This is a genomic window from Streptomyces sp. NPDC050619, from assembly GCF_040654815.1.
GTDB lineage: Bacteria > Actinomycetota > Actinomycetes > Streptomycetales > Streptomycetaceae > Streptomyces.
Window position 1 is genome coordinate 1 of record NZ_JBFAIR010000016.1, and the last position, 26947, is coordinate 26947.

Annotated in this window: 26 protein-coding genes; 15 read left to right on the plus strand and 11 right to left on the minus strand. The window is 70.8% G+C overall.

The window, feature by feature from the left end:
- The 5 genes from AB0I77_RS25355 to AB0I77_RS25375 all read left to right on the plus strand — a co-directional run.
- Positions 1-432, plus strand: a 432-nt coding sequence (locus AB0I77_RS25355) for an SDR family NAD(P)-dependent oxidoreductase (protein WP_363284963.1), incomplete at its 5' end; no start/stop codon positions are given.
- Between the two features lie 285 nt (positions 433-717).
- Positions 718-1554 (plus strand): helix-turn-helix transcriptional regulator, encoded by an 837-nt coding sequence (locus AB0I77_RS25360; RefSeq protein ID WP_363284964.1) that lies wholly within the window; start codon positions 718-720, stop codon positions 1552-1554.
- A gap of 246 nt (positions 1555-1800) precedes the next feature.
- Positions 1801-2394, plus strand: coding sequence for a helix-turn-helix domain-containing protein (locus tag AB0I77_RS25365; protein WP_363284965.1), 594 nt, complete (start codon positions 1801-1803; stop codon positions 2392-2394).
- Positions 2395-2502: 108 nt separating this feature from the next.
- A complete protein-coding gene (locus AB0I77_RS25370; RefSeq protein ID WP_363284966.1) occupies positions 2503-3240 on the plus strand; it encodes an NAD(P)-binding domain-containing protein in 738 nt (245 codons plus the stop codon).
- Positions 3241-3447: 207 nt separating this feature from the next.
- Positions 3448-4191 (plus strand): NAD(P)-binding domain-containing protein, encoded by a 744-nt coding sequence (locus AB0I77_RS25375; protein WP_363284967.1) that lies wholly within the window; start codon positions 3448-3450, stop codon positions 4189-4191.
- A 14-nt stretch (positions 4192-4205) separates the two neighbouring features.
- Here the strand turns inward: AB0I77_RS25375 and AB0I77_RS25380 are convergent, their stop codons facing one another.
- Positions 4206-4577, minus strand: coding sequence for a nuclear transport factor 2 family protein (locus tag AB0I77_RS25380; protein WP_363284968.1), 372 nt, complete (start codon positions 4575-4577; stop codon positions 4206-4208).
- A 174-nt stretch (positions 4578-4751) separates the two neighbouring features.
- Here AB0I77_RS25380 and AB0I77_RS25385 point away from each other — a divergent pair, with 174 nt between their 5' ends.
- Positions 4752-5057, plus strand: coding sequence for a hypothetical protein (locus tag AB0I77_RS25385; RefSeq protein WP_363284969.1), 306 nt, complete (start codon positions 4752-4754; stop codon positions 5055-5057).
- A 69-nt stretch (positions 5058-5126) separates the two neighbouring features.
- Here the strand turns inward: AB0I77_RS25385 and AB0I77_RS25390 are convergent, their stop codons facing one another.
- The 4 genes from AB0I77_RS25390 to AB0I77_RS25405 all read right to left on the minus strand — a co-directional run bounded on the left by AB0I77_RS25390 (position 5127) and on the right by AB0I77_RS25405 (position 11140).
- Positions 5127-6329 carry a type III PLP-dependent enzyme gene (locus AB0I77_RS25390; RefSeq protein ID WP_363285178.1) on the minus strand — a complete coding sequence of 401 codons (1203 nt, stop codon included), beginning with the start codon at positions 6327-6329 and terminating at the stop codon, positions 5127-5129.
- A 41-nt stretch (positions 6330-6370) separates the two neighbouring features.
- Entirely contained in the window at positions 6371-8140 is a 1770-nt protein-coding gene (locus AB0I77_RS25395; protein WP_363284970.1) for an IucA/IucC family protein, read from the minus strand.
- 148 nt (positions 8141-8288) lie between these two features.
- Positions 8289-9971 carry an IucA/IucC family protein gene (locus AB0I77_RS25400; RefSeq protein WP_363284971.1) on the minus strand — a complete coding sequence of 561 codons (1683 nt, stop codon included), beginning with the start codon at positions 9969-9971 and terminating at the stop codon, positions 8289-8291.
- Positions 9968-11140 (minus strand): ATP-grasp domain-containing protein, encoded by a 1173-nt coding sequence (locus AB0I77_RS25405; protein WP_363284972.1) that lies wholly within the window; start codon positions 11138-11140, stop codon positions 9968-9970. Before AB0I77_RS25405 ends, AB0I77_RS25400 begins: the two co-directional genes overlap by 4 nt.
- 193 nt (positions 11141-11333) lie before the next feature.
- On the opposite strand from AB0I77_RS25405, the gene AB0I77_RS25410 reads away from it, so the two are divergent.
- Positions 11334-12179: a (2Fe-2S)-binding protein gene (locus AB0I77_RS25410; RefSeq protein ID WP_363284973.1), complete on the plus strand. Its 846-nt coding sequence runs from the start codon at positions 11334-11336 to the stop codon at positions 12177-12179.
- Between the two features lie 19 nt (positions 12180-12198).
- On the opposite strand, the gene AB0I77_RS25415 is transcribed toward AB0I77_RS25410, so the two are convergent.
- Positions 12199-13953 (minus strand): ABC transporter ATP-binding protein, encoded by a 1755-nt coding sequence (locus tag AB0I77_RS25415; protein WP_363284974.1) that lies wholly within the window; start codon positions 13951-13953, stop codon positions 12199-12201.
- Between the two features lie 139 nt (positions 13954-14092).
- On the opposite strand from AB0I77_RS25415, the gene AB0I77_RS25420 reads away from it, so the two are divergent.
- The 6 genes from AB0I77_RS25420 (at position 14093) to AB0I77_RS25445 (ending at position 18749) form a co-directional block, all read left to right on the plus strand.
- Complete coding sequence (locus AB0I77_RS25420; protein WP_363284975.1) at positions 14093-14833, plus strand: class I SAM-dependent methyltransferase; 741 nt, start codon at positions 14093-14095, stop codon at positions 14831-14833.
- Positions 14834-14947: 114 nt separating this feature from the next.
- Entirely contained in the window at positions 14948-16036 is a 1089-nt protein-coding gene (locus AB0I77_RS25425) for an S-(hydroxymethyl)mycothiol dehydrogenase (protein WP_363284976.1), read from the plus strand.
- Complete coding sequence (locus AB0I77_RS25430) at positions 16036-16665, plus strand: MBL fold metallo-hydrolase (RefSeq protein WP_363284977.1); 630 nt, start codon at positions 16036-16038, stop codon at positions 16663-16665. Before AB0I77_RS25425 ends, AB0I77_RS25430 begins: the two co-directional genes overlap by 1 nt.
- Positions 16655-16858 (plus strand): DUF4180 domain-containing protein, encoded by a 204-nt coding sequence (locus tag AB0I77_RS25435; RefSeq protein WP_363284978.1) that lies wholly within the window; start codon positions 16655-16657, stop codon positions 16856-16858. Before AB0I77_RS25430 ends, AB0I77_RS25435 begins: the two co-directional genes overlap by 11 nt.
- Positions 16859-16946: 88 nt before the next feature.
- The gene (locus tag AB0I77_RS25440) at positions 16947-17882 is read left to right on the plus strand and encodes an SDR family oxidoreductase (RefSeq protein WP_363284979.1); all 936 of its coding nucleotides are present in this window, start codon (positions 16947-16949) and stop codon (positions 17880-17882) included.
- Between the two features lie 69 nt (positions 17883-17951).
- The gene (locus AB0I77_RS25445; RefSeq protein ID WP_363284980.1) at positions 17952-18749 is read left to right on the plus strand and encodes an SDR family NAD(P)-dependent oxidoreductase; all 798 of its coding nucleotides are present in this window, start codon (positions 17952-17954) and stop codon (positions 18747-18749) included.
- Here the strand turns inward: AB0I77_RS25445 and AB0I77_RS25450 are convergent.
- Positions 18727-20139, minus strand: coding sequence for a pyridoxal-dependent decarboxylase (locus tag AB0I77_RS25450; RefSeq protein WP_363284981.1), 1413 nt, complete (start codon positions 20137-20139; stop codon positions 18727-18729). The genes AB0I77_RS25445 and AB0I77_RS25450 overlap by 23 nt on opposite strands.
- A 188-nt stretch (positions 20140-20327) precedes the next feature.
- Between AB0I77_RS25450 and AB0I77_RS25455 the strand changes: the two genes are divergently transcribed.
- Positions 20328-21023, plus strand: coding sequence for a L,D-transpeptidase (locus tag AB0I77_RS25455; RefSeq protein ID WP_363284982.1), 696 nt, complete (start codon positions 20328-20330; stop codon positions 21021-21023).
- A 26-nt stretch (positions 21024-21049) separates the two neighbouring features.
- Here AB0I77_RS25455 and AB0I77_RS25460 read toward each other — a convergent pair whose 3' ends face one another.
- From AB0I77_RS25460 to AB0I77_RS25475, 4 genes are read right to left on the minus strand one after another with little or no spacing between them, the layout of a single operon-like run.
- Entirely contained in the window at positions 21050-22249 is a 1200-nt protein-coding gene (locus tag AB0I77_RS25460; RefSeq protein ID WP_363284983.1) for a Gfo/Idh/MocA family oxidoreductase, read from the minus strand.
- Positions 22250-22263: 14 nt separating this feature from the next.
- Positions 22264-23607, minus strand: a complete 1344-nt coding sequence (locus AB0I77_RS25465; protein ID WP_363285179.1) for a sugar ABC transporter substrate-binding protein — start codon at positions 23605-23607, stop codon at positions 22264-22266.
- A 15-nt stretch (positions 23608-23622) separates the two neighbouring features.
- Entirely contained in the window at positions 23623-24549 is a 927-nt protein-coding gene (locus AB0I77_RS25470) for a carbohydrate ABC transporter permease (protein WP_363284984.1), read from the minus strand.
- Between the two features lie 15 nt (positions 24550-24564).
- A complete protein-coding gene (locus AB0I77_RS25475) occupies positions 24565-25527 on the minus strand; it encodes a sugar ABC transporter permease (RefSeq protein ID WP_363284985.1) in 963 nt (320 codons plus the stop codon).
- A gap of 164 nt (positions 25528-25691) precedes the next feature.
- On the opposite strand from AB0I77_RS25475, the gene AB0I77_RS25480 reads away from it, so the two are divergent.
- Positions 25692-26852 carry an ROK family transcriptional regulator gene (locus AB0I77_RS25480; RefSeq protein WP_363284986.1) on the plus strand — a complete coding sequence of 387 codons (1161 nt, stop codon included), beginning with the start codon at positions 25692-25694 and terminating at the stop codon, positions 26850-26852.
- The last annotated feature ends 95 nt before the right edge of the window (positions 26853-26947 follow it).

A 26947-nucleotide genomic window follows, 5' to 3' on the forward strand; every position in this document is an offset into this window, starting at 1 on the left:
GTCGCGACCAATCTGCTCGGCACGATCCGGATGACGTATGCATTCCTGCCGCTGCTGGGGGGCAAGGACGACGCGGTCGTCATGAACGTCACCTCCGCGCTGGCGTTCGTGCCGTTCCCGATCACGCCGACCTACAGCGCGACGAAGGCCGCGCTGCACTCGTTCTCCGAGAGCCTGCGCATCCAGCTCGCCGGTGCTGACGCCGGTGTCCAGGTGATCGAGGTGGTCCCGCCGAGCGTGCGCACGTCGCTGCTGGGCCAGCAGGACAGTGACCAGGCCATGCCGTTGGACGACTTCCTCACCGAGATCCTCGACCTGCTGCGCGAGAAGCCCGACGCGAAGGAGATTGTCGTCGAGCGCGCCAGGTTCATCCGCGACGCGGTGGCCACCGGCTCCTACGACGACGTCCTCGCCATGATCAGCAGCAGCTGACCGCCGACCTATGCCCGACGCGGAACAACAGCACGCAGGCGCGTCGGCCAGGGCGAGCGGCGAGGCCCGGGGCCGGTCCGAAGCGCTGGGTGTCCTCGACGGCGCACCGCCGACGGTCGGCGAATTCCCCAGCAGGCCATGCGGGTCAGGTGACCATCGGGTCGTCTGACTGCGAGCGCCCTCGGCGTCGGCCGTACGAGCGGCTTCGCGCGGGCGGGACAGGACTGCTCAGCCATGGATCGGTGGTCTCTGGATAGCCGGGCGGGATGCGGCGAGGATGGGGGCATGGACAAGAAGGAACTGGCGGAATTCCTGCGGCACCGGCGTGAGATGTTGCGCCCCCGCGATGTCGGGCTGATCGAGGGGCCGCGTCGGCGTACGCAGGGGCTGCGCCGCGAGGAGGTCGCGCAGCTCGCCGGCATGTCCACCGACTACTACGCCCGGCTGGAACAGGAGCGTGCTCCGCAGCCCTCCGTCCAGATCACCACGGCTCTCGCCCGGGCACTGCGGCTGACCCTGGACGAACGCGACCATCTCTTCGTCCTCATCGGCCACAACGCCCCGGCCCGCTTCCAGCGCTCCGAACATGTCAGCCCGACGCTGATGCGGGTCCTGGACCGCCTGGACGACACGCCGGCCCTGGTAACGACCGACCTGGTCGACACCCTCGCGATGAACCCCCTGGCCGTCGCGCTGCTCGGCGACCAGACCCGCCACACCGGTCTGGCCAGCAGCGGCTACTACCGCTGGTTCATGGACCCGGCCGAACGTCTGGTGTATCCCGAGGAGACCCACGAACGCCACGGCCGCGCCCAGGCGGCACGCCTGCGGGCCGCGCTGACAGCCGGCAGCGACACCCCCCGAGCCGCCCGGATCCTCGCCGAACTCCAGGAACACAGCCCCGAGTTCGTGCGCATGTGGGAACTTCAGGAGGTCGCCCGCTACGGCGACTGCAAGACCCTCCTCCATCCCGAACTCGGCCGCATCGACGTCGACGCACAGCTCCTGTACACCGAGAACCGCGCCCAGACCCTGGTGGTGCTGACCACTCGCCCCGGCACGGAGAGCCACAGCAAACTCGAACTGCTCTCCGTCATCGGGCACCAGCAGCTCACCCCCTGACGTCCTGGACCGGGGACCGGGCCGGGCTCGGCGCGGGAGGGGCCGGACAAGGGCACCCCGGAGTGGTGCGGCCCGCACGGCTTTTGCCCTGCGCTCTACGGCCAAATATGTCGGCCCCTGCGCTGTCCGGGCTCCGTGGCCGGGTCGCCGGTTTGACCGGATGCCGCCTCCGTTTTACTCTCGGATGCGTACGGAGGCAGCATCCGTTTTGATGCGGCCGCGGGATCATGGCAGGCAGGAGGGCGCATGAGCGCCGGTGAACAGCGGGGACGCAAACCCCGCGCGGACGTTCAGCGCAACCGCGCGGCCCTTCTGGAGACCGCGCAGCGTCACTTCCTGCAGCACGGGGTCGGCACCTCCCTGGAGGCGGTGGCCAAGGAGGCGGGCGTCGGGCCCGGCACCCTGTACCGGCACTTCCCCACCCGGGAGGCACTGCTGGCAGCCGTGCTGCAGACCCGCTCCGAGGAACTCGTGGCCCGCCAGGCGGACATCGAGCAACTCGGCGACGCCGCCGAGGCCTTGGAGCAGTGGCTGCGGGCGATGGAGGAGTACTTCAGCGCCTTCAACGGGCTGCCGGACCCGCTCATGGCCGCGGCCCGGGCGCAGGAGCCGGACAACCCGCTCACGATTCCCTGCGACATCCTCATCTCCGCCACCGACCAGTACGTGCGAGCCGCGCAGCTCACCGGGCGCGTGCGCGCGTCGGTGCGGGGGCACGACCTGTTCCTCGCGGCCTGCTCCGTGGCCTGGATCAAAGGCACCGGCACCGGGGAGGAGTCGCTGGACCGGCTCCGCACACTCATCGCGAGCGGCTACCGCCAGCGGGACACCCAGGCCTAGACCGCCGGCACCCCTGCCCCGACCCCCGCAACGCCAGACGGCACCACCGCACGGCCATCCCATCGCGCAGCCCTCAGGGGCGTGGCACAACCATTCAAGGAACAAATCATGAAAATTACTGTCATAGGCGCCGGTGCCATCGGCGGGAACCTCGCCGCCAAGCTCAGCACGGCCGGTCACGACGTCCAGGTGGCCAACGCCCGCGGCCCCGAAGCCGTCCGGGCGGAAGTGCTCGAGTCCGGGGCCCGCGCGGCGGACCTCGCCGACGCCGTCCAGGACCGGGACGTCATCGTCCTGGCCATCCCCTTCGGGGCGGCGGGCCAGCTGGCCGGCCTGTTCGCCTCGGTCCCCGACGAGACGGTGGTCATCGACACCGCGAACTACTACCCCGGCATGCTCAGCGAGCCGATCGAGGCCGTGGACCACGGCCAGGCGGAAAGCGTGTACACCGCCGAGCAGCTCGGCCGCCCCGTGGTCAAGGCATGGAACGCCGCCCTGGCCGAAACCCAGCGGACCAAGGGGGTTCCGGCCGGAACACCCGGCCGCCTCGCCATCCCCGTCGCCGGCGACACCGAGGAGGCACGGAAGGTGGCCATGCACCTCGTGGACGACACCGGCTTCGACCCCTACGACGCCGGCACACTGGCCGACTCCTGGCGCCAGCAGCCCAACGGCCCCGCCTACTGCACCGAACTGACCCTCGACGAACTGCCGGCAGCCCTGGCCGCGGCCGACCGCGCCAAGGACGCGGCCATCCGCGACAGCCTCCCGCAACGCTTCGCCGCCCTCGGCGCCAACCCCACCGTCGACGACGTCGTCGAGATGAACCGCGCCGCCCACCGCTGAGTCACCCGACGCCACTCTCGTCCACGCAACGACACGAGAGCGGCAGCGCCGGCACGCCACGCACACACACGACGAACACGAAGAGCGCACAGTCCCCCGCACTGCAACCCGCGTCCGCAGTCCGCCGCAGCCCCGGTCGCGCCGCAGGGACCAAGCCCCGGAACCCCGGCGAAACCCGAGGTTCCGTTCCGGACAAGGAGTTTCACCATGAAGATCGGCATTATCGGCACCGGGAACATCGGCAAGACGCTGACCAGGCGGTTGAGCGCGGCCGGGCACGAGGTGAAGGCGGCCAATTCGCGCGGCCCGGAGACGATCGAGGCGGACGTGCTGTCCTCGGGCGGACGCGCGGTGACCGCGGCGGAAGCCGTAGTGGACGTCGACGCCGTGATCCTCTCCATTCCCTTCGACCGCATTCCGCAGGTCGCACCACTGATCGCCAAGGCGCCGGCTGACACGGTTGTCATCGACACGTCGAACTACTTCCCGCATCGGGACAACGGAGTCGCGGCGATCGAGGCCGGCCAGGCCGAGAGCGTGTGGGCCGCCAAGCAGCTGGGCCGGCCCATCGTCAAGGCGTGGAACTCGATCGGAGCCGGGTCGTTCGCGCACAGGAACAAGCCGGCGGGCAGTGCGGACCGCATCTCGCTCCCCGTCGCCGCGGACAGTCAGCGAGAGCGTGACCTGGCCATGGCACTCGTTGAGGACACCGGGTTCGACGCCTTTGATGCGGGGCCGCTCGCGGAATCGTGGCGGCAGCAGCCCGGCACACCCGCCTACTGCACGGATCTCACCCGTCAGGAGCTGCCGGACGCACTGGCGACGGCCGACGCGGCGCGATCACCGAAGCGGCGCGACCTCGAGCTCGCCGTGGTTCAGGAACGCTTCGGTGCCGGCGTGCAACCAGAAGCGGAATACCTTGTCCGCCTGAACCGCGCGATCTCCATGTGAGGAGGGACGGGGTCCTAGGTTTCTTCGTCCCAGGCCTGGATGATGGTCTGGTCGACGATCTTGCCGTCCCGCAGCGACACCATCGACTCGGCGAGCACGCGTACCCCGTCGGGGTACTGGCAGGACTCGCTGAAGGCGGCGCGGTCCTCCTGGACGACGCACTGCTCGAGCTTGTGTGTCATGTCGCGGCCGTAGACGTCTTCGAGCATGTCGGCGATCTCGTCACGGCCGTGCAGGACCTTGGGGTGGCTGGGCTGGGTGTTGTGGTCCACGATGCGGAGCTCGGCGTCGTCCGCGTAGAGCGACAGAAGAGTCGACGCCGTCTGTCCTTCGATGCCCCGGCGGAGTGTTTCGGTGTCGAAGCCGGGGCGTGCCGTAGTGCCCATGGTGACCTCCTTCGGAGGGCGCGGCCCAGCGAGGAGAGGGGCCGCGAGGGGTCTCTCCTAACGAGGCTCCTCCGCCCCGGCGGGCTCGGCAAGCGCAGGCGGCGCGCTCCGCCTGACGGGTGAGCGGCGCCGGGCGGCCGTGTCCGCCGCGGGCCCGCCGCCGTTGCTGAAGGCATGATCTCAACACGACGTATCGTCGCCGCCGTGGGTCTTGCCGTCGGCGTCACCGGCCTGGCGGCTCCTCTCGCGAACGCGGCCGACGCGGGTGACCCGAACGCCGGCAGGTTCAATCCCGTCGCCACGCTCGACTCGCTCGTCCTGAGTGACATTCCCGCGGAGCACAAGGGCGAGGTCCCGCGGGTCTCCGAGCAGTTGTCCGCGTTCAACCGCGTCAATGATCTGAACAAGCTGAACGAACTGCACCAGGTCACCGACCTCGTCGCCCCGGTCACCGGGCTGCTCCCCGCTGTCGAGGCCTGACCGCGCGGCAGGCTTCCCGAGGGCCGTCCGGATATCCGGGCGGCCCTCGACGCATGCTTGCCCCTCTCGTCAGACGGACGTCGTGTCCAGGAAATGGAAGCCGGGCTGGGGATGCATCAGGAACTCGTGATGGGAGATGTTCCACGCGTAGGCACCCGCCAGTGCGAACACCACCCGGTCGCCGGCCCTGAGCCCGGGTGCGGGCACCCGCCGGGCCAGGACGTCCTTGGGCGTGCACAGCTGACCGGCCAGGGTGATCCATTCGCCCTCGGCGGCCGGCCGGGGCCAGGGATGCGGCCAGGATTCCACCGCCAGCACGGAACAGGGCTGGTCGTGGCCCTTGGTCGCCGGGGTCCGCAGGTGATGGGTGCCGCCCCGGACGACGGCGAACTCCTCGCCGTGACTGTGCTTCACGTCCAGCACCTCGGTGGCGTACCAGCCGCAGTACGCCGTCAGCGCCCGCCCCGGCTCGATACGCAGGGTGAGTTCCGGGTGCGCCTCGGTCAGCCGGGCGAGCCCGCTGCCGTAGGCGGCCCAGTCGAAGCGGCGCTCCGGGCGGGCGTAGTCGACGGTCATGCCGCCGCCTACGTTCACCTCGGCGAGCCGGACACCGAGACTCGTGGCCCAGTCCACGACGGTCTCGGCCACCGCGAGTTGCTCCTCGGCCGCCAGACCGCTGGCCAAGTGAGCGTGGACACCCCGTAGTTCGAGGTGCGGATGGCTGCCGTCGGCGAGGGACCTGACGACCTCGAAAGCCCGGCCGGGATCCATGCCGAAGGGTGCCGGACGGCCTCCCATCGCCAGCGAACTCCCCGCCAACGCCCCGTTCGGGACCGGCAGGTTGACGCGCGGCAGCACTGCCACCCGCCGAGCCGGGGCGTACCGCCGCGCCAGCTCGGCCAGCATGCGCAGCTCGTACTCGCTCTCGACATGGAAGCGGTCGACTCCCCGTTCCAGCGCGGCCGTCACCTCGTCCGGCGTCTTGCCGGGACCGCCGAAGGCGAGCGGCCGCCCCGGTACGGCCCCGCCGACGTGGGCGAGTTCGCCGCCCGAGGAGACCTCGTAGCCGTCGACGTACGGACCGAGCGCGGTGAGGATCTCCGGCTCGGGGTTGGCCTTGGCGGCGTAGTACAGCTCGACCCGTTCCGGCAGGGCGTCCCGCACGGCGGCGGCGTGCTCGCGCAGTGCCGCCAAGTCGTAGACGTACGCGGGCAGTTCGGTGGCGGGCAGGGAGCGGACGCGGTCGCGGACCGCGGGCGTCGGTTCGGTCATCGGGAGGTCGGTCATCGTGAGGTCGGTCGTCAGGAGTTCGGTCATCGGGCACCCCCGGCCGTGCCGCCCAGGACGTCCTCGGCCAGCGGTGACGGCAGCCGGACGTAGCCGGCCTCGCGGTCGGCCTTGCGCTCCCAGCGGGTGAGCAGGTTGGCCTTCGCGGGCAGGGGCACCCCGGCCAGCAGGGCGGACAGGCGCGGGGGACAGCCGCACCGGTCCGTGTACGCCCGAAGCGTGGCGCGCACCCGGCCCCAGAGCGCGGCCTCCGTCCGCGGGTGCAGGTCGGCGAGGGCGGCGAGCAGTTCGGCGACGTGGTTGACCAGCAGGCAGTACACGACCCGGTCCCAGCCGCGCTGTGCGTCGTACGTCAGCGGGCCCGCGACCTCGGGCGGCAGCGCGGCGAGCGTGTCCGCGTGGTGCTCGGGGACCAGCTTGGTGCCCTCCAGGTCGCGAAAGAGGACCTGGGCGGGCATGCCGTCGCCGTCGACGCAGATCAGGACGTTCTGGAGGTGCGGTTCGAGGACCAGTCCGTGGTCGAAGTAGGCGGCCAGCACGGGCGGGACGAGGAGGTCGAGGTACGCGGACCACCAGTCGAGGGCACGCCGGGAGTCCGCACCCTTCAGGAGGCGGGAGACGTGGGCGGGCCCGGTCGGGTACTCGTCGGCGACGGCGGCGGCGAGCAGGGGAGTGGTGCCCGGGGCGAGCCGTCGCGGCAGGCCCTCGCGGACGATGACGCCGAAGCCCTCGAACAGTGCGCGGTCCGGTGTCCCGTCGGGGCCGGGCAGGGCGAGCGTGCGGTAGGCGGGTTCGCGCAGCACCGCGCTCCCGGGAAAGCGTTCGGTCAGGTCGGTGAGGGCCGCAGTCAGGGCCCGGGTGAGGGCGACCGCGCCGCGCAGTTCGTAACTGCTGTTCTTGCGCAGGCAGTTGGTGATCCGCACGTTCAGGCTGAACTTCAGGAACGTCTCGCCGTCGTACAGGGTGCGCACGGAGGCGGTGGCCGCGAAGGGCTGTCCGCCGGGGCCGAGGTCGAGGACGTCGCCGCGGTCGAGGGCCGCGCGCAGGGCCGGGTGCTCCCGCAGCGTCTCGTACTGCCAGGGGTGGGCGGGCAGCAGCCGGTAGCCGTCCGGGACGTCCCCGCGCTGCCGGTCCAGCGGGGCGAGCGACGACGGCTCGGCGTACTCCTCGGCGATCAGGTGGGACCGGACGGCGAGGTGCCGCAGCGGGAAGACTGCGCCGGTCTCCGGCGCGTACGCGCACCAGGCGCGCGGGTCGCCGGAGCGGGCCTTGGGCGTCGGGTGGAAGCGGTGCCCGAACAGCAGCGACTGCTCGGAGGCGAGGTAGGCGGACAGGTCCTTCGGGGACCGGTCGGCCCGCGTAGCGGACAGCGTGGTCGCGATCGCCTCGTGGCTGGAGGCGACCTGCTCCAGGAACTCCTCGTTGCGCACCCCGGTACGCAGCCACAGCTCGTCGTGCGCGTACTCGGCCAGGTGCCGCCAGTCCACCTCCGCCCAGCCGCCGTCACGCCGCTCCCGCACCGGCCCGGTGAACCGGTGTGCGCCGATCAGCGAGGTACGGCGCAGGGCCACGCGCAGCAGGACCCCGCGGCGGGGCAGCCGCAGCAACAACCGCCCGTCGCTGACGACGGACTGGTGCTCGGGCCCCGACACCTCGCGCAGCAGGCAGTTCAAGAGGGTGTGGGCCACCACCTCGTCGGCGGCGGGCAGCCCGGCCGGTGCGACGGGGGTTCCCCCGGGAGCGAGCGCGCTCGACAGCTCGGTGGAGCTTGCGGGCGAGTGGGTCAGCGTGGGCATCAACGGCTCCAGCGGGTGCGGAACTTCAACGGGAGGAAACGATCACAACGACGGTGACGGCGGCACAGCACGGCTACGCAAGGAGAGGACAGGCTCAGCCCCAACTGGGTGCGGGGCAGCGGCCGCATCCGCACGGCCTCGGCGACGCTCATGCCCAACTCCGCGCAGGCAGCAGGTAATTGGGGCCACTGGTGTAGTGCTTGTTGATGTCGGCCGCCCCCGACCGCTCCTTGGACAGCAGCGTTCCGGCCCTGACCATCGCCTTGACCGGCAGCGTCGGCGCGTCCAGGACCCGGGCGCGCAGCTGCGCCCCCGCGTCCGAGCCGAGTCGGTCCACCGCCTCCGTCAGCCGGTCGCGTAGGAGACCCAGCAGGGTGTCGCGGTGTCGAGGGAGCCCGAACGCGTAGGCTCCCGCGCACAGATGGACGGTGATGGTGGCGAACAGGTCGGCGACCGGCCCGTCGTCCCGGCCGAAGATCCGTGCGTCGTCGAAGCCCCACGGCCCGGGCAGTACGGCGTCCAGCCGGTCGGCGTTGATCCGAGGCCCGTCGTTGTCCTTGAACAGCAGCCGCAGACTCCCCGGCCCCAGCACCAGCGAGATGTTCTGCTGATGCGACTCCAGCGCGATGCCGTACCCGAACAGCGTGGCCTGCCAGTCGAACAGCAGCGTCAGGCAGGCGTCGAGCAGGGCGAGCGGATCGCCGCCGTAGAAGCGGTCGGCGAGGTGATCGATGACGGGCCGTCCGTCCGGGGCCTCGGCGAGGAGCGCCGCCATCGATACGACCGTCGAGTCGTCGAGCCCGGCCGGGTAACGGCGGCACAGGACGGCGAGCAGTTCGTGCCCGGCGTGCGCGTAGGTGGTCTCGTCGGCGTGCAGGATCGTGTCCCGGAAGCGGGGTTCACGGGCGATCACCGCCTCGAACAGGCGCTGCCCCGCCGCGCCGTCGGCGAGGGTGCCGGGCTTGATGGTCCGCCTGTTCCGCAGGCCCAAGGTCGCGGTGGCCAGCGGGAGTTTGAGGTGGACGGACGGGTCCGCGACCGTCGCCACGGTCCGCATCGACAGCGTCGGTACGACGTCCAGGTACGCCCGGTCGGAGAGTAACGCGCCGTCCGGGAGGCCGGCGGCCCGCAGTGCGCCGACGGTCAACGGATGGACGGGCAGGGCCACATGGGTGTCCTGTACCTCGGGCAGACCGAGCGTCGCCGGTGTGGGCCAGAACTGCGGAAGCGTGCCCGTCAGGGAGACCGCCGCGCGGGGTACCGCGATCCAGCGCAGTGGGAACCGCGGATGGAACTCCGGTGCGTACGACCGCAGTTGTTCCTCCGTCAGCCCCGAGCGGCCCCGGGCGGTCGGATAGACGGGATGGTCGAGGCGGGCGGCCAGGGCGTCGTACGACAGGCCGCCGCGCAGGCCGGTCCAGTTCCCGAGCCTCCGCAGGAGCTCCGCCCCCGTCGCCGCGTGCAGCCGCACGGTCGCCAGCGTCTGGCGGCACTCCTCGGCGAACGCGTCGAAGCCGCCCCGGTCCTCGGGCTCGGCGAGCGCCCGCAGCGCGCCGAGCACACTCGCGTACGAGGTCAGCTCACCGCCGTCCGACTCGCGCAGCAGGAGGGGCCGCCGAGCGGCGTACACGCACTGGTACCCGTCCTCGGCGACGGGCAGCAGCAGGGCGTCCTCGCCCTCGGTCGGCAGCCGCAGCCAGTGACCGTCCGGCCGGGCCACGAGGGTGCTGCGCGTGCGCAGTCCGACCACGTCCTCGCGCAGGAGGGCGCTGAGCACACGGGTGAGCAGTTCGGTCTCGCAGCTGTCCGTGGTGGTCGGGGTCGCGGTCACGGCTGGATCTCCCAGCGCCGCGCGGCCAGGAACTCGGCCGAGACACGGTCGACCGCCGGCTGGTCGGTGCCGACGGCCCGCAGTACGCCGAGGTAGTCGCGGTTGGTTCGGTACAGCGCGTGCCGCTCGCCCACCGCACGCAGCGGACGGTACGTCAGATGGACGTCGTCCACGGTGAGTTCGGTGGCGGCCGGGGCGTCGGTGAGGAGTCCGGCCCGGTCGGCGCACGGGTAGTCCACACGAGCGGCACCGTCGCTGCGGGCGCCCAGGTCGGCGGGGAGCGGCTCGCCGAGGTGGGTGCGCAGGATGTGCTCGAAGAGCGGGATGCCCAGCAGCCGGGCCAGCAGCAGATCGCACTGGTCGCCGATGGCACGGTAGTTGACCTCGATGAGCCGCGCCCGTCCCGCGTGCACCACGAACTCGGTGTGGCAGGCGCCGAACCCGACGCCCAGCGCGTCCAGTTGCTCCAGCACCCCCGCGACGACCGGCTCGGGGTGCGCCGGGACGAAGGTGAGGCTCTCCTCGATGAAGTACGGCGGCGGCGACACCTCGGTGTGGAAGCCGCCCAGGACATGGCGCACGTCTTGGTCGCCGAGGGTCTCCAGGGTGTACAGCTCGCCGGGGAGATACTCCTCGACCACCAGCACGGCACCCGGGCGCCGGTCCAGGATCTCCTTGGAGCACGTGACCAGCTCTTCCGCGTATCCGACGAGAACCACGTCCTCGCTGGCCACGCCCTCGCGCGGCTTGACCACGCAGGGGTACGGAGCGTCGAGCGCGGCGGGTTCGGTGATCTCCGCCGACCACACGGTGTCCACGCCGGCGGCGGCGAGCCGGCGCCGCATCTCGGCCTTGTCCTTGGTGCGCAGGGCGGCCCGCCAGTCCTTTGCGGGGAGCCCGAAGTAGACGGCGGCGAGGGCGGCCTGGGTCTGGAGGTGGTCGCTGTTGGTGAAGACGGCATCGGGCCGGTGATGCGTGGAGATCCGCCTGATCACGGCCCGGACGTCGCGGACGTCGCACTCCAGGATCTCCACGTCCGGATACCTGGCGCGGTGCGCGTCGGGTTGGTCGGTGAGGACGGTGACGTCCAGGCTCAGCCGGCCGGCGGCGGGCAGGAAACCCTCGGTGACGGAGTCCGTCGGATTGAGGGCAAGCAGGTACAGGCGCATGACTGAGGAACAACTTCCGCTGGCGGGTGTGGCGGGTGCGCCCCATGGGGTCGCAGTCACGAAGCGTGAGCTTAGGTGAGCCTTGGCTTAGTTCTCAAAGCGGGAGCTCCTTGATCACCGTCGATTGATCTTAGGGGTAAGGTAAGCCTTGCCTTCGTAGATTTCCGTACGCACTCCCTGCCCTGGAGCTCCGATGCCCGTGGCCCTGAAGACTCCGCCGACCGGTGCCGTCGCCCATGCCCTTTCCGAGGTCTACCGGCGACTGGCCGATGTCTGTGAAGCGCTCACCGTGCGGGTCGGGGAACCGGGCGGCGAGACCACTCAAGCGGGCGTGTCGACCGCCGAGTTGATCTCGGATCAAGCCGCGCTCGACGCCTTCGTCGAGGCCGAGGCCGCCCGCGTCCAGGACCGCTACGGAACCGTCCCGCGCCGCGATGTCGCCGCCACCCGCGCCCTCCACGACTACGCCTGGTCCGTCGGGCTCCTGATGGGCGGCGTCTGGTACCTCGAACGCCGGGTGCCCAGCATCCGGCCCGAGGAGATACGGCTGGACCTCGCCTCGGGCACGTATACGATCACGCCCGGCACCGCACTCGCCTGCCTCGCAGACGATCCCCTGGCCGCCCGCCCTGGAGTGCTGACGCTCCCTCAGGAAGAGCAGCTGCGGGCCGCGTTGAGGATGGCGGTCGCCGATCACATGCGGCCGCTCCTGACCGCGCTCGGCCCCTGGGTGCGACGCGGGTCGCGCACCCTGTGGGGCATGGTCTCGGACGATCTCGTCTCCGGTATCTGGTACCTCGGCCGCATGCTCGGCGAGGAGGACGTCGCCCTGCGCGCCGCCACCGACGTCCTGCCGGCCGCCGTGCCCCCGTACCCCGCCGGCGCGGACTTCCGCTACCTGGAGGGTGACGACGGCCGACGGCACGCCACCCGTACCCGCGCCGGCTGCTGTCTCTTCTACACGATCCGGCCGGACGAGGCCTGCGTGACCTGTCCCCGCACCTGCGACGCGGAACGGCTGCGCAGGCTGGAGGACTGAGCGAGCGCTCAGGGCAAGGTCAGTCGACCGTCGCCAGGAACTGCGTGGCGGCAAGTTCCGCGTACAGCGGGTCGGCGCCCACCAGTTCCCGATGCGTGCCCACCGCCCGCACCCGGCCCGCGTCCATGACGACGATCCGGTCGGCCATCGTCACCGTGGACAGCCGGTGGGCGACGACCAGAACGGTGGTCGTACGCGCCACATCCGCCACCGTGTCGCGCAGCGCCGCCTCGTTCACCGCGTCCAACTGCGACGTCGCCTCGTCCAGGAGAAGCAGCCGGGGCCGGCGCAGCAGGGCGCGGGCGATGGCGACGCGCTGGCGCTCGCCGCCCGACAGCTTGGTGCCGCGGTGCCCCACCAGCGTGTCCAGACCGCTGGGCAGCCGGGCGACCAGTCCGTCAAGCCGGGTCGTCTTCACCACGCGGGTGAGCGCGGCGTCGTCCGCCTCCGGATTGCCCAGCAGCAGATTGTCCCGCAGCGAACCCGACAGCACCGGCGCGTCCTGCTCCACATAGCCGATCGCGGAACGGAGCCCGGACAGCTCCCAGTCCGCGAGATCCCGGCCGTCGAGGGTGATGGTGCCCGACTCGGGGTCGTAGAACCGCTCGATGAGCGAGAAGACGGTGGTCTTGCCCGCGCCGGACGGGCCGACGAACGCCGTCATGCCCTGCGCGGGCACGGCGAACGTCACTCCGTGGTGGACGTACGGCAGGTCGTCGGCGTACCGGAAGCGGACGTCGGTGAAGGCGAGCGCGGCGGGCTCGGCGCCGGGGGAGGGCAACGGCGCGGGCCGGGCCGCCGGTTCGGACGGCAGGTGCAGCGCCTCCTGGATGCGGGTGAGGGCCGCGGCGCCCGACTGGTACTGCGTGATCGCGCCTACGACCTGCTGGATCGGCGACATCAGGTAGAAGACGTACAGCAGGAAGGCGACCAGCGTGCCGACGTCTATGGCGCCGGTCGCGACCCGCGCCCCGCCGACCGCGAGGACCGTGATGAAGGCGATCTGCATCGCCAGCCCCGCCGTATTGCCCGCCGCCGCCGACCACTTGGCGGCGCGCACGCTCTGCCGCCACGACTCCTCGGCTGCCGCGTGCAGCGTCAGCTCCTCGCGGTGCTCGGCGCCGGACGCCTTCACCGTGCGCAGCGCGCCCAGGGTCCGCTCCAGCGAGGCGCCCATCACACCGACCGCGTCCTGCGCCTGCCGACTGGCCCGGTTGATGTGCGGCACGATCACGCCGAGGACTACGCCCGCGCCCGCGATCACCGCCAGTGTGACCCCGAGCAGCACCGGATCCACCAGACCCATCATGACCACCGTGGCGACGAGCGTGAGCCCCCCGGTGCCCAGGCCCACCAGTGAGTCGGTGGTGACCTCGCGCAGGAGAGTGGTGTCCGAGGTGATGCGGGCCATCAGGTCGCCCGGTTCGGTGCGGTCCACGGCCGCGACGCGCAGCCGCAGCAGATACGACGACAGGGCGCGCCGCGCGCCGAGCACGACGGACTCGGCGGTGCGCCGCAGGGTGTACGAACCCAGCGCGCCCAGCGCCGAGTTGGCGACCACGAGCACCGACATGAGGACCAAGGCCCCGGTGATGGTCCGGTCGTGCGACAGGTCGTCGATCAACTCCCGCGCCACCAACGGCAGCAGCAGCCCCGTGCCGCCCGTGACCAGCGAGAGCAGCGCGCCCGCCAGCAGGGCCCACTTGTGCGGTCGGACGTATCCGAGGAGCAGGCGCCAGGTGGGCGGGCCGGTCTCCGTCGTGGCGATGCTCACGGGGCTCCTTGGGTGTCTGTCGGAGCCACCAGGCTACGTCGGCGCCCTCGTACGGCGCCTGCCTGGTTCGTCACGGTGCGGGCGGCCGAGGGCGAAACCGAGTGGCCGGCCGGAGCCGGCCGCACATAGCGTCGGCCGCATGGCTGACGAGTGCTTCGAAGTGCCCCGGCTCGCCGCGGTCTACGACCCGCTCGACCCCGACCGCGGCGATCTCGACGCGTATGTCCGCATCGCGGAGGAGTTCGGGGCACGCCAGGTGCTGGACATCGGCTGCGGGACAGGCGTGCTCGCGCTCCTGCTGGCCGAACGCGGGATCGAGGTCGTCGGAGTCGATCCCGCCGAGGCGTCCCTCGACGTGGCCCGGGGCAAACCGGGCGGCGCAGGGGTGCGCTGGATCCACGGTGACGCGACGGCACTGCCGCCGCTGCGCGTCGACCTCGCGACCATGACGGGGAACGCCGCCCAGGCCGTCGTCGATCCGTGGACCTGGCGCGAGACCCTGCGCGGGGCCTACGCGGCACTGCGGCCGGGCGGGCATCTGGTGTTCGAGACCCGGGATCCGGCACGGCGCGCCTGGGAGGAGTGGAACCGCGAGTCCACGTACCAGGTGACGGAGATCCCGGGCGTCGGCACGGTCGAGAACTGGGGCGAGCTGGTCGAGGTGAACGAGCCGCTGGTGACGTTCCGCTCGACCTATGCGTTCGCCGCGGACGGACAGGTGCTGACCTCGGAGTCGACGTTGCGCTTCCGAGAGCGGCGGGAGGTCGAGGCGGATCTGCTCGCGCAGGGATACCTGGTGGAGGACGTGCGTGACGCTCCCGACCGCCCGGGCCGCGAGTTCGTCTTCGTCGCGCGGCGTCCGGAGGCCGGCTCGGTATGAGGCTCCCGCGAGGCTCATGATGTCGTGCCGTTACCGATCATTCACACGTAGGGTCGGAGCAGGGACGGATGGGTCGATGGAAGTCGACGGAAGTCGATGGAAGGAGCCAGCACCATGGCGCAGGAAGTACGCGGCGTGATCGCACCGGGCAAGGACGAGCCGGTGCGGGTGGAGACGATCGTCGTGCCCGATCCGGGCCCCGGGGAGGCTGTGGTGCAGGTGCAGGCCTGCGGGGTCTGCCACACCGACCTGCACTACAAGCAGGGCGGCATCAGTGACGACTTCCCGTTCCTGCTGGGGCACGAGGCGGCCGGGGTGGTGGAGTCGGTGGGCGACGGCGTGACCGACGTGGCCCCCGGTGACTTCGTGATCCTCAACTGGCGTGCGGTGTGCGGGCGGTGCCGCGCCTGTCTGCGCGGGCGCCCCTGGTACTGCTTCGACACCCACAACGCCGACCAGAAGATGACCCTCGCCGCGACCGGCCAGGAGCTGTCCCCGGCGCTCGGGATCGGCGCCTTCGCCGAGAAGACCCTGGTCGCGTCCGGGCAGTGCACCAAGGTCGACGCGTCCGTGGCGCCGCAGGTGGCGGGGCTGCTGGGCTGCGGTGTGATGGCCGGCATCGGCGCCGCGATCAACACCGGGAGCGTGGGCCGGGGCGACACGGTCGCGGTCATCGGCTGCGGCGGCGTCGGCGACGCGGCGATCGCCGGAGCCAACCTGGCGGGCGCCGCGAAGATCATCGCCGTCGACATCGACGACCGCAAACTGGAGACCGCGCGCTCGATGGGCGCCACCCACACGGTCAACTCCCGCTCGAGCGACCCGGTCGAGGCCATCCGCGAACTGACCGGCGGCTTCGGTGCCGACGTCGTCATCGAGGCCGTCGGCCGTCCGGAGACCTACCAGCAGGCCTTCTACGCCCGCGACCTGGCCGGCACGGTCGTCCTGGTCGGCGTGCCCACGCCCGAGATGAAGCTCGAACTCCCGCTCCTGGACGTGTTCGGCCGCGGCGGCGCCCTGAAGTCCTCCTGGTACGGCGACTGCCTGCCCTCCCGCGACTTCCCCATGCTGATCGACCTGCATCTGCAAGGCCGCCTGGATCTGGGCGCGTTCGTGTCCGAGACGATCGAACTCACCGATGTGGAGAAGGCCTTCGAGCGGATGCACGGCGGCGACGTCCTGCGCTCGGTGGTGATGCTGTGATGGCCGCCCGCATCGAACGCCTCGTCACCTCCGGCCAGTTCACGCTCGACGGCGGCACCTGGGACGTCGACAACAACGTGTGGATCGTCGGCGACGACCACGAGGTGATCGTCATCGACGCCGCCCACGACGCCGACGCCATCGCCGAGGCCGTCGGCGACCGCCGGCTGACCGCCATCGTGTGCACCCACGCCCACAACGACCACATCGACGCCGCGCCCGCCCTCGCCGAGCGCACCGGAGCCACCATCTGGCTCCACCACGACGATCTGCCGCTGTGGAAGCAGACCCATCCGGACCGGGATCCCGACGCCCGCCTCCTCGACGGCCAGGTCATCGAGGCCGCCGGCGCCGATCTGAGGGTGCCGCACACCCCCGGACACGCGCCCGGCGCGGTCTGCCTGTATGCCCCGGGCCTGGCCACCGTCTTCACCGGCGACACCCTCTTCAACGGCGGGCCGGGCGCCACCGGCCGCTCCTACTCCCACTTCCCGACGATCATCGACTCGATCCGCGACCGCCTCCTGGCCCTCCCGCCCGAGACGAAGGTCCTCACCGGCCACGGCGACCCGACGACCATCGGCGCGGAGGCCCCGCACCTCGAGGAGTGGATCGCCCGTGGCCACTGACGAAGCCGCCGAGTCCTTGGACGACGTCGTGCGCCTGCACGGCGTGCGCCTCGCCGTCGTAGGGGACGTCTCCCGCCACGTCAGCGGGAGCACGGCCCTGCGCGACTTCGTCCACGAGACGAATCATGGCGGCCACATCTGGTTCCTCGCGGACTTCGGAGCGCTGGACGAGAAACTGCGTACGACCAGGTGACCCGGGCGTAAAAGGCGACAGGAGATGTCCGGCTTCTGCGTCATGCTCGGAACGACATCGGGCACATCGGGCATACGGGAGGCCGGACATGTCACAGCCGCTGGAAGACAAGCCAGGCAAGCTGAAAGGCAAGATCGCCCTGGTCGCCGGAGCGACACGCGGAGCCGGACGCGGCATCGCCGTGGAACTCGGAGCGGCCGGGGCCACCGTCTACGTCACCGGACGCACCACCCGCACCCGCCGTTCCGAGTACGACCGCCCCGAGACCATCGAGGACACCGCCGACCTCGTCACCGCGGCGGGCGGCCACGGCATCGCCGTACCGACCGACCACCTCGACCCGGCACAGGTCCGCACGCTCGTGGACCGCATCGCGGACGAACAGGGCCGCCTCGACGTCCTCGTCAACGACATCTGGGGCGGCGAGAAGCTCTTCGCCTGGGACAGCCCCGTCTGGGAGCACGACCTCGACAAGGGCCTCAGACTGCTCCGGCTCGCGGTCGAGACACACGCGATCACCAGCCACCACGCCCTGCCCCTGCTGCTGCGCCACCGCGGTGGGCTGGTGGTCGAGATGACCGACGGAACCGCCGAGTACAACAGCGACACCTACCGCGTCAACTTCTTCTACGACCTCGCCAAGGCGTCCGTCCTGCGCATGGCCTTCGCCCTCGGCCACGAACTCGGACCACGCGGCGCCACCGCCGTCGCGCTCACCCCCGGCTGGCTGCGCTCGGAGATGATGCTCGACAACTTCGGGGTCCGCGAGGACAACTGGCGCGACGCCCTCGACCGCGTCCCCCACTTCGCCATCTCCGAGACACCGCGCTACGTCGGCCGCGCCGTCGCCGCCCTCGCCGCCGACCCGGACGTGGCGCGCTGGAACGGCGAGTCCCTCTCCAGCGGCTCCCTCGCCCAGGCCTACGGCTTCACGGACCTCGACGGCAGCCGTCCGGACGCCTGGCGCTACCTGGTCGAGGTCCAGGACACGGGCAAACCGGCGGACACGACCGGGTACCGGTGAGTTCGCGCAGTTCATGCAGTTCGTGCAGCTCCTGTGCGGCGTGATCGTTCCGGCACTACCTTTTGCCCCATGACGGACACAAGGCGTTTCGCCAAGTACGGAGTTCTCGTCACGGGTGCGGCCCGCGGCATCGGCGCTGCCACCGCGCGGCGGTTCGCCGAGGAGGGGGCGCGGGTGCTGGTGACCGACGTGGACCCGCCCGCGGCGGAGAAGACCGCGGCGCGCCTGCGCGAACAAGGGCTCGTGGCCGAGGCGCGGGTGTGCGACGTGGCGGACCGGGATTCCGTCGAGGCGGCCGTCGCCCACGCCGTCACCGCCTTCGGCTCCCTCGACGTCCTCGTCAACAACGCCTACAGCTGCACCCCCGACACCCCGCTCTTCGAGGACGAGCCCGACGAGGTGTGGGCACGCGACCTGGACGTCACCCTGACCGGCGCCTACCGCTGCGCCCGCGCGGCCCTCCCGCACCTGGCGGCCTCCGGACGCGGCGCCGTCGTCAGCATCGGCTCCGTCAACGGCCTCCAGGACTTCGGCAACCACGCCTACAGCGCCGCCAAGGCGGGCCTCGGCTCCCTGACCCGCACGCTCGCCGGACACGCCGCCGCGCGCGGTGTCCGCGTCAACCTCGTGGCGCCGGGCACCGTCCGTACGACGCCCTGGGAGGGCCGGGAGGACGACCTGGAAGCGGTGCGCGAGCTGTATCCGCTCGGCCGGGTCGGCGAACCGGAGGACATCGCGGCGGCCGTCGCCTTCCTCGCCTCGCGCGACGCGTCCTGGATCACCGGGACCACCCTCACCGTCGACGGCGGCCTCACCGCGGTCAACACGGGATTCCGCCTCGCGGTCAACCGCCCTGGGAACGCCTGAGCCCCGCCGAGGCCTGCGCGAGGGCGCTCAGCACCCGCTCCCCGTCGCCCTCCTTGGTCCGCCAGTTGCTGAAGGCCGCCCGCAGCGCCGGAGTGCCGTCGTACACGGTCGGCGTCAGGAACGTCTCGCCGGACGCGGCCACCGCCCGCGCCAGCGCGTCGACCCGCTCCTGGGTCGGCTCGTCGGCCAGGGTGAAGCAGACGACGTTGAGGCGGACCGGCGCCGACAGCCGCAGGCCCTCGACCGCCGCGATGCCCTCGCCCAGCGCCCGGGCGAGCGCGACATTGCGCTCGACGATCTCGCGGTGCCCGGCACGCCCGTACGCCACCAGGGAGAACCACGCCGGCAGGGCCCGCAGCCGCCGGGAGTTCTCCGGCGTCAGATGCACGAAGTCGGGCTCCCCGGTGGGCAGTCCCAGATACGGCGACGCGTTGTGGAAGACCGCCACCTGGAGGTCCGGGCGGCGGGTGAACTGGACGGCCGCGTCATAGGGCACGTTGAGCCACTTGTGCAGGTCGACGCAGACCGAGTCCGCCGCGTCCAGCCCGGCGACGAGATGCGCGTACGCGGGGGAGAGCGCGGCGAAGGCGCCGAACGCGGCGTCCACGTGGAGCCAGAACTCGTGCCGCTCCTTCAGGGCCGCGATCGCCCGCAGGTCGTCGAAGTCGACGGTGTTCACGGTCCCGGCGTTCGCCACCACGATCGCGGGCCGCCCGCCGAGCTCAGTCAGCGCGGCGTCGAGTGCGGCGACGTCCACGGCCTCGCGGCCCCCGGTCCGCACGGGCACCTGCCGCAGCCGGTCCCGGCCGATGCCCAGCACGGACAGCGACTTGCCGATGCTGGAGTGCGCACTGCCCGACAGCACCTCGACCGGCCCCAGCGCGGCGGCGCCGTCCCGCGACACGGACACGCCCAGCCGCTCGCCCAGCCATTCGCGGGCGACGGCCAGCCCCACCGTGTTCGACACGGTCGCGCCGGTCACGAAGGCTCCGCCGTGCGCCTCGCCGAGCCCGAACAGCTCCCGCAGCCAGGCCACCGTCTCCCGCTCCAGGGCCGTCGCCCAGGAGCCGGCCGCCCCGGACCCGTTCTGGTCGTAGGCGCTCGTCAGCCAGTCCCCGGCGACCGACGCGGGCGTCGCACCGCCCGTCACGAAGCCCAGGTAGCGCGGACCCGCCGAGCCGGAGAAACCCGGCGCCCACCGCTCGGCGAACCGCGCCAGGGCGCCCTCGGCCCCGGCTCCCTCGGCCGGAAGAGCCGCACGGCCGGGCGCCTCGCCGAGGTGGACGACCGGTCGGTCGGACAGCCCGGCCAACTCCCCGGCGGCGAGGTCGCGGGCGGACTGGAGAAGCTCGGGAAGCCGGACCAGATCGGCGGCGAGTGCGGGATGCATGACCGGCAGCGTAGGCGGACAGGATGGCCCGGGGCCCGGTCCAATCGAGGACGACTGGACCGGTCGGCCGCGCGGCGCGGATTGTCACCGTTTCGTCGCAGTGCGACCGGCGCTACAACCGATGCCTCCGGACACCGGTCTAGCTGGCAGACCGCACGCGACCGTTCGACATGAGGAGAATGCCCGCCATGGGGGACATACGCAGACGGGGAGCCGTCGTACTCGGGATCACCGGACTGGTGGTACCGCTCACGCTCGCGCTGGGCGCCGCGCCCGCGCAGGCCGCGAGTTGCACCACACAGACCGGCCCCTACCAGAAGCAGGTGGAGAAGTTCCTCGGCCGGCCGGTCGACGGCAAGCAGTCCGCCGCCGACTGCAAGGCGACCCAGGCCTTCCAGACCAAGCACGGCATCACGCCGAACATCGGCTACGCGGGCCCCATCACCTGGGGCGTGATGGACCTGATGAACAAGCAGAAGGCCGTCGGCACCAACCCCAACAAGGCCGGCAAGTGCCCGACCAACAAGGGCCGCATCGCCTGCGTGAACCTCACCCTCCAGCTGAGCTGGATCCAGGACGGCAGCAAGCTCGTCTACGGTCCCGTCCCGGTCCGCACCGGCCGCGACGGCTACGAGACCCGCACCGGCCTGAAGAAGATCTACTGGCGGCACATCGACCACGTCTCCAGCATCTACGACGTGCCGATGCCCTACAGCCAGTTCTTCGACGGCGGCCAGGCCTTCCACTCGGTCGGCCTCAGCATGTGGAACCCGCCGGGCTCGCACGGCTGCGTCAACATGACCACGACCACCGCCAAGAAGTACTGGTCGCTGCTGAAGAACGGCGACGACGTCTTCGTGTACGGCCGCAAGCCGGGCACCTGATACACAGGCGCCCGGCCCGCGCACCGCTACTGGGGCGCGTCCCCGAAGTCCGGGATCTCCAGCCTGGCCCCGCCCTGCCGCGCGGAGTCGTGCGCGACGATGCCCGGCAGGGTGTAGCGGGCGGCCATCCACGCGTTCACGGACGGCAGCGTCCGCGTGTTGACGGCGGTCACGAAGTCGTCCACCAGGAAGTGGTGGCTGCCCTCGTGGCCGTTGTGCAGGTTGTCGAACTCCCGCGGCAGCCGCGCCCGGTCGTGCACCGGCGCCGAACCGGAGGTGAAGGCGGCCCGAAGATCCGGCGCGATGTGCTGGAGTGACGGATCGTCAGGGGACATCGTGGGCTTGGGCTCCAGCAGCTCGCTGATGTCCTTCACCCCGTTCTTGTCCTGCCACAGGGCCACGGTGGCGAGCTGCTCCATGCTCGCTTCCGTTCCGAAGAACCGGAAGCGGGACTCCCTGATGTGCGAGGGGTAGCCGACCCGCCGGAACTCATTGGTCCGGAACGACCCGCCGCCCGCCACCTCGAACAGCGCGGTCGCGTTGGAGACGTCGTTGCCGAACTGGCTGACCTCCTTGTCGAAGACCCCGTCGCCGCGGTCGTCGACCACCCCGATCGCGGAGACGCTGACCGCGTGCGTCTGCCAGGCGCCCAGCACCCCGCCCACCGCGTGCGTCGGATACAGCAGCGGGGGATAGCTGGCGGTCGCCTTCCAGTTCTCGCCGCCGCTGTACTGGTACGCCTCGTAGAACCCGAGATCCATGTCGTGGACGTAGTCGCCCTCGGCGTAGAAGATCCGCCCGAAGGCACCCTCCGCTATCTGGTTGCGGGCGTGCACGGTCGCCGGGTTGTACTGGCTGGTCTCGCCCATCATGTACGTCAGCCCGGTCGCCTTGACCGCGTCGATGATCGCCGCGATCTCCTCGGCGGTGATCGCCATGGGGACGGCGGAGTACACGTGCTTGCCCGCGTTCAGGCCCTGGAGGACCAGCGGGCCGTGTGTCCAGCGCTGGGTGAAGATCGCGACCGCGTCGACGGCGGGCGACTCCAGCATTGCCTCGTACGACGGGAAGGTGCCCGTCAGGCCTTCGGCGGCGGCCAGTTGCTCGGCCCGTTCGGGCAGCAGGTCGGTGACGTACAGGTCACTGACGCCGGGATGGGCCAGGAACAGCTTGGCGAACTGGCCCGAGAACTGCCCGGCGCCGACGATGCCGAGGGAGAACGTCATGAAACGCGTGTCCTTCACTGGGAGAGGATGAGGTTGATCTGGCTGTTGGTCTGGTCGAGGCTGCTCACGGACTTGCCGTTGCCGTAGATGTCCTGCATGGCCGGGTGCATCAACGCGTACATGTCCGCCGAGTAGTTGGTGATCGGGAAGGAGAAGGTGGTGAAGTCCTTCTTGTCGGCGACCGGCTCGGTGAAGGCCGTGACGTCGATGTCCTTCTTCCGGTAGGCGGCGACGGCCGCCTTCGTGCCGTCGGGCGTGGCCGGGAAGACGATGCCGTAACCGCCCACCGTCTTCTGGCACTCGTTCGACGCCAGGTACGTGACCCACTTCTTCGCGCCCGCCTTGTTGTGGGCGTTCTTGGTGATGGAGTCGGCGAGACCGTTCATCATCGTGGCGCGCTTGCCAGTGGGACCGACCGGGGTGACGGCCGTACCGATGTCGAGGCCCTTGAAACCGTCGTACGTCGAGATCATCCACGCCCCGTCGAACGCGGCTGCCGCCTTGCCCGCAGCGACCTGCGTGTTGGCCTGGTTGGACTGGATGTTGTAGTCGGTGAAGGGCGCCATGTAGCCCTTCTTCGCCAGTCCGAAGTACCACTTGACGACCGACTGGAAGGTCTTGCTGTCGTACTGGTACTTCGTGCCCCACCGCTTCTTGTCGGTGTAGCTCCAGCCGGCGGAGGCGGCGAAGGTGCTCCACTGGGTCTGGCCGTCGCCGTCACCGCCGCCGTTGGTGGCCAGGCCGTACACCTTGACGTGGTTCTTGTCGAAGCCGGGCTCGTCGCCCCGCCTGCCCTTGTCGTCGACGGTGAGGTGCGCGACGGCCTTCTCGAAGGTGCCGCCGTCCTTCGGGTTCCAGGAGAGGCTGTTCAACTGCTCGGCGGTCAGGCCCGCGTCCTGCGCCAGCTTCCGGTTGTAGAAGAGGGCGACGGTGTCCCAGTCCTTCGGGGCGCCGTAGCGATGGCCGTCCTGGCCCATCCAGTTGGCGGCGAGGCCGGGCTGGTAGCCGGCATCTTTGATGCCCAGGTCGTCGAGCGGCTCCAGCACCTTCAGGTCGGCGAACTGGCCGAACTTCTGGATGTGGTCCGTGAACACGTCCGGCTCGGTGCCGGCGATGAAGCTCGCGGTGAGCTTGGTCCAGTAGTCGTCCCAGCCCAGCTGGGTGATCTTGACCTTCAGGCCCGGGTTCCGCCGCTCGAAGCCCTTGGCGCACGCCTGGTAGGCGGGCAGCTGGTTGGCGTCCCACAGCCAGTACGTCACCGTGTTCGCCGACGCCCCGGTGCCGCCGCCCTGGGCGCATCCGCTCACCAGGGACAGCGCCAGCGCTCCGGTCAGTGCCCCGACCGTACGCATACGAATACGCATCTCAGTCCCCTACTTGATTCCGGTGAAGCTGATGGAGCCGACGATGCGGCGTGCGAAGACCCCGAAGAGCACCAGCATCGGCAGGGCCGCGATGAGCGTCGCCGCCGTGAGCCCCGACCAGTCGACGCCCGAGGCCGGAGTCTGCGCCCGGAAGATGGCCAGGGCGACGGTGAGCACGCGCGAGCTGTCGCTGTACGACACCATCAGCGGCCAGAAGTAGTCGTTCCAGGACGTGATGTACGTCAGCACGGCCAGCGTCAGCACCGGCGTGGACGCCATCGGCAGCAGCACCCGGAAGAAGATCCGCACCTTGCCGGCGCCGTCGAGCAGGGCCGCCTCCTCGACCTCCTTCGGGATGTTCATGAAGAACTGCCGCAGGAAGAACACCGCGAACGGCGTCATGAACATCGTCGGCAGGGAGATCCCGAGCAGGGTGTCCACCAGGCCGAGTTGCTTGATGAGGACGAAGTTCGGCAGCAGGGTGAAGATGGTCGGCACCATCAGCCCGGCGAGGAAGAGGCCGAAGACCTTGTCCCGGCCGCGCCAGCGCAGCCGCGCGAAGGCGTAGGCGGCCATGGCGGAGAAGAAGATCTGGCAGCCGGTGACCATCGTCGAGACCGCCACCGAGTTGAGCAGATAGCGCCAGAACTTCAGTCCGCCGCCCGCGCCGCCCTCCGCGATCGCCTCCTTGGTGGACTGGAGGCCGAGGGCCCGGGCGAAGCCGGTGTCGGTGAGATCGACCGGCAGCGGATCGGTCGGGTGGGCGTTCAGGCCGGCGTTCGAGGACAGCGCGGTGCGCAGGATCCAGAAGAACGGCAGCAGGGTGACGAGCACGATCGCGGTCATCGCCGCCCAGGCCATGACCCGCCCGAAGGAGGGCCGGCGCCTGAGGGGACGTACGCGTGTCCGTGTCGTGGGTGCGGTCACAGTGGCCATGTCGACTCCTTCCGTTCAGCCGAGGTCGGACTGGCCGGCCCGGGTGAGCCGGTACTGGAGGATGGTGATCGCGCTCAGGACCACGAGCAGGGCCACGGACATCGCGGACGCGTAGCCGAACTGGAAGCGGCCGAAGGCGGCGCCGTAGATGTAGTACTGGAGCACGTTGGTGGCGTTCGCCGGACCGCCCGCGGTCGTCACGGCGACCGTGTCGAACACCTGGAACGAACCGATCACCGTCATGATCAACACGACCGCCAGCACCGGCCGCAGCAGCGGCATGGTGATGCGCCAGAACATGCGCCACTCGCTCGCGCCGTCCACCTTGGCCGCCTCGTACATGTCGCCCGGGATGGCCTGAAGACCGGCGAACAGCAGCAGCGCGGTGTAGCCGACGTGCCGCCACACGTTGATCAGCGCGATCGTCGGGATCGCCCAGGTCTCGTCGGCGAGGAACGGGATGCGGTCGAAGCCGAGCCCGGCGATGATCTCGTTGCCTATGCCGAGCTGGTTGTCCAGGATCCACAGCCAGACCAGACCCGCGACGACGTTCGACATCAGATACGGCGTGAGCACGATCCCGCGCAGCCACGCCGACTGCGTCAGCCGCTGGAGCAGCACCGCGATGGCGAGGGCCGAGACCGTCTGCACCCCGATGTTGATGGCCACGTACTCGACGGTGACCGCGAGCGAGTCCCAGAAGATCGGGTCCTGGACCATCCGCACGTAGTTGTCGAGGCCCACCCACTCCGCCGGGGTGAGCAGGTTGAAGCGGGTGAAGCTCAGGTAGATGCCTCGCAGCGTCGGCCAGAGCAGGAAGACCAGGAAGCCCAGCAGGGCCGGCGCGATGAACACCGCCGCGAGGCGGCCGTCGCCCTGGTTCTCACGGGCTCGCGCCCTCTTCCTCGGCTTGGTCCCGGCCCTCTCCGCGCCACTCAGTGGCAGACGCGACGGAGGGCTGCTGGAGGCGATGGTCATCGGGAGACTCCCTCGTCTGCGGCGGCTCGTCCTCGGCCACTTACTTTTGGGGCGGAAGAATCCTGTCGTCAAGGGGCGTGCAAACATCTTTTCCAGACATGCAAAACGTCTTAGAGTGGCCATGTTACTTTTATGGCGAAAGAAATCTTGGGGGTTCGACCTTCATGACCGCAGGTGCCGCCAGCTGGCTTCCGCTGAGCCCGGGCGAACGCTCGGTGGCGATCGAGGTGCTCGTCCACGGACCGCTGTCGCGCTCCGAGCTCGCCCGCCGGCTGGACCTGTCCGCGGGCAGCCTCACCCGGCTGACCAAGCCGTTGATCGAGTCGGGCCTGCTGATCGAGGTCCCCGAGGCGGGCTCCCCGGCCGAGGCCAGGCAGGGACGCCCCTCGCAGCCCCTCGACGTCGTCGCCGAGTCCCGCTCCTTCCTCGGCTTCAAGATCACCGAGGACATGGTCTACGGCGTCGTCACGACCTTGAGAAGCGACATCGTCGCCCGCTACGACCGCCCGCTCACCACCCACGCCCCGGCCGAAGTCGCCGACCTGGTGGCCGAGATGACCGAGGAGCTCACTCGCGCGCACCCCCGGATCGCCGGGGTCGGCATCGGAGTCGGCGGTCTGGTGCAGGACCGGTCCGTGGTGGGGGAGTCGCCGTTCCTGCGGTGGCGGGACGTACCGCTGGCCGCCCTCGTCGAGGAGCGCACCGGGCTGCCGGTGGTCGTCGAGAACGACGTCGCCGCCCTCATCGAGGCCGAGAGCTGGTTCGGCGCCGGCCGCGGCCTGGACCGCTTCGTCGTCCTCACCATCGGCGCCGGCATCGGCTACGGCCTGGTCCTGGGCGGCAAGCGGGTGCCGTACGCCGAGGAGGACCGCGGGTTCGGCCGACACTGGATCGTCGCCCCCAACGGCCCGCTCACCCCCGAGGGCGAACGCGGCAGCGCCGTGTCGCTGCTCACCATCCCCAACATCCGCTACCAGGTGCACGCCGCCACCGGCCGCGACCACACCTACGAGGAGATCCTCGCCCTGGCCACCGCCGCGGAGCCCATGCCCGCCCGTGTCATCGACGAGGCCGCGCGCGCCCTCGGCACCCTGGTCGCCCAGATCGCCAATTTCGCCATGCCGCAGAAGATCCTGCTCGCCGGGGAGGGGGTCGGCCTGATGGACGTGGCGGGCAAGGTGGTGGAGGACACCATCCGGGTCCAGCGCCATCCGCTGGCCTCCCCGGTCGACCTGGAGACCAAGGTGTCCGACTTTCACGACTGGGCCCGCGGCGCCGCCGTACTGGCCATTCAGGTGCTGGTGCTCGGGGCGGTGGAGGCGTGAATCCCGCGAGCGCGGCGGAGCCCGAACTCCCAGGCCGGCCTGGGCAGATGGACGTGATCAGCAACACTGTCCGAAATGCCGGGATAGCTCGTGAT

Bases quoted from the DNA above. Each gene is read 5' to 3' on its own strand.
- AB0I77_RS25445 (WP_363284980.1), top strand. From the start codon at position 17,952: ATGACGGACACAAGGCGTTTCGCCAAGTACGGAGTTCTCGTCACGGGT.
- AB0I77_RS25425 (WP_363284976.1), top strand. From the start codon at position 14,948: ATGGCGCAGGAAGTACGCGGCGTGATCGCACCGGGCAAGGACGAGCCG.
- AB0I77_RS25405 (WP_363284972.1), bottom strand. From the start codon at position 11,140: ATGCGCCTGTACCTGCTTGCCCTCAATCCGACGGACTCCGTCACCGAG.
- AB0I77_RS25375 (WP_363284967.1), top strand. From the start codon at position 3,448: ATGAAGATCGGCATTATCGGCACCGGGAACATCGGCAAGACGCTGACC.
- AB0I77_RS25460 (WP_363284983.1), bottom strand. From the start codon at position 22,249: ATGACGTTCTCCCTCGGCATCGTCGGCGCCGGGCAGTTCTCGGGCCAG.
- AB0I77_RS25380 (WP_363284968.1), bottom strand. From the start codon at position 4,577: ATGGGCACTACGGCACGCCCCGGCTTCGACACCGAAACACTCCGCCGG.
- AB0I77_RS25455 (WP_363284982.1), top strand. From the start codon at position 20,328: ATGGGGGACATACGCAGACGGGGAGCCGTCGTACTCGGGATCACCGGA.
- AB0I77_RS25440 (WP_363284979.1), top strand. From the start codon at position 16,947: ATGTCACAGCCGCTGGAAGACAAGCCAGGCAAGCTGAAAGGCAAGATC.
- AB0I77_RS25430 (WP_363284977.1), top strand. From the start codon at position 16,036: ATGGCCGCCCGCATCGAACGCCTCGTCACCTCCGGCCAGTTCACGCTC.
- AB0I77_RS25395 (WP_363284970.1), bottom strand. From the start codon at position 8,140: ATGCCCACGCTGACCCACTCGCCCGCAAGCTCCACCGAGCTGTCGAGC.
- AB0I77_RS25410 (WP_363284973.1), top strand. From the start codon at position 11,334: ATGCCCGTGGCCCTGAAGACTCCGCCGACCGGTGCCGTCGCCCATGCC.
- AB0I77_RS25475 (WP_363284985.1), bottom strand. From the start codon at position 25,527: ATGACCATCGCCTCCAGCAGCCCTCCGTCGCGTCTGCCACTGAGTGGC.
- AB0I77_RS25480 (WP_363284986.1), top strand. From the start codon at position 25,692: ATGACCGCAGGTGCCGCCAGCTGGCTTCCGCTGAGCCCGGGCGAACGC.
- AB0I77_RS25365 (WP_363284965.1), top strand. From the start codon at position 1,801: ATGAGCGCCGGTGAACAGCGGGGACGCAAACCCCGCGCGGACGTTCAG.
- AB0I77_RS25360 (WP_363284964.1), top strand. From the start codon at position 718: ATGGACAAGAAGGAACTGGCGGAATTCCTGCGGCACCGGCGTGAGATG.
- AB0I77_RS25390 (WP_363285178.1), bottom strand. From the start codon at position 6,329: ATGACCGAACCGACGCCCGCGGTCCGCGACCGCGTCCGCTCCCTGCCC.
- AB0I77_RS25420 (WP_363284975.1), top strand. From the start codon at position 14,093: ATGGCTGACGAGTGCTTCGAAGTGCCCCGGCTCGCCGCGGTCTACGAC.
- AB0I77_RS25470 (WP_363284984.1), bottom strand. From the start codon at position 24,549: ATGGCCACTGTGACCGCACCCACGACACGGACACGCGTACGTCCCCTC.
- AB0I77_RS25370 (WP_363284966.1), top strand. From the start codon at position 2,503: ATGAAAATTACTGTCATAGGCGCCGGTGCCATCGGCGGGAACCTCGCC.
- AB0I77_RS25450 (WP_363284981.1), bottom strand. From the start codon at position 20,139: ATGCATCCCGCACTCGCCGCCGATCTGGTCCGGCTTCCCGAGCTTCTC.
- AB0I77_RS25385 (WP_363284969.1), top strand. From the start codon at position 4,752: ATGATCTCAACACGACGTATCGTCGCCGCCGTGGGTCTTGCCGTCGGC.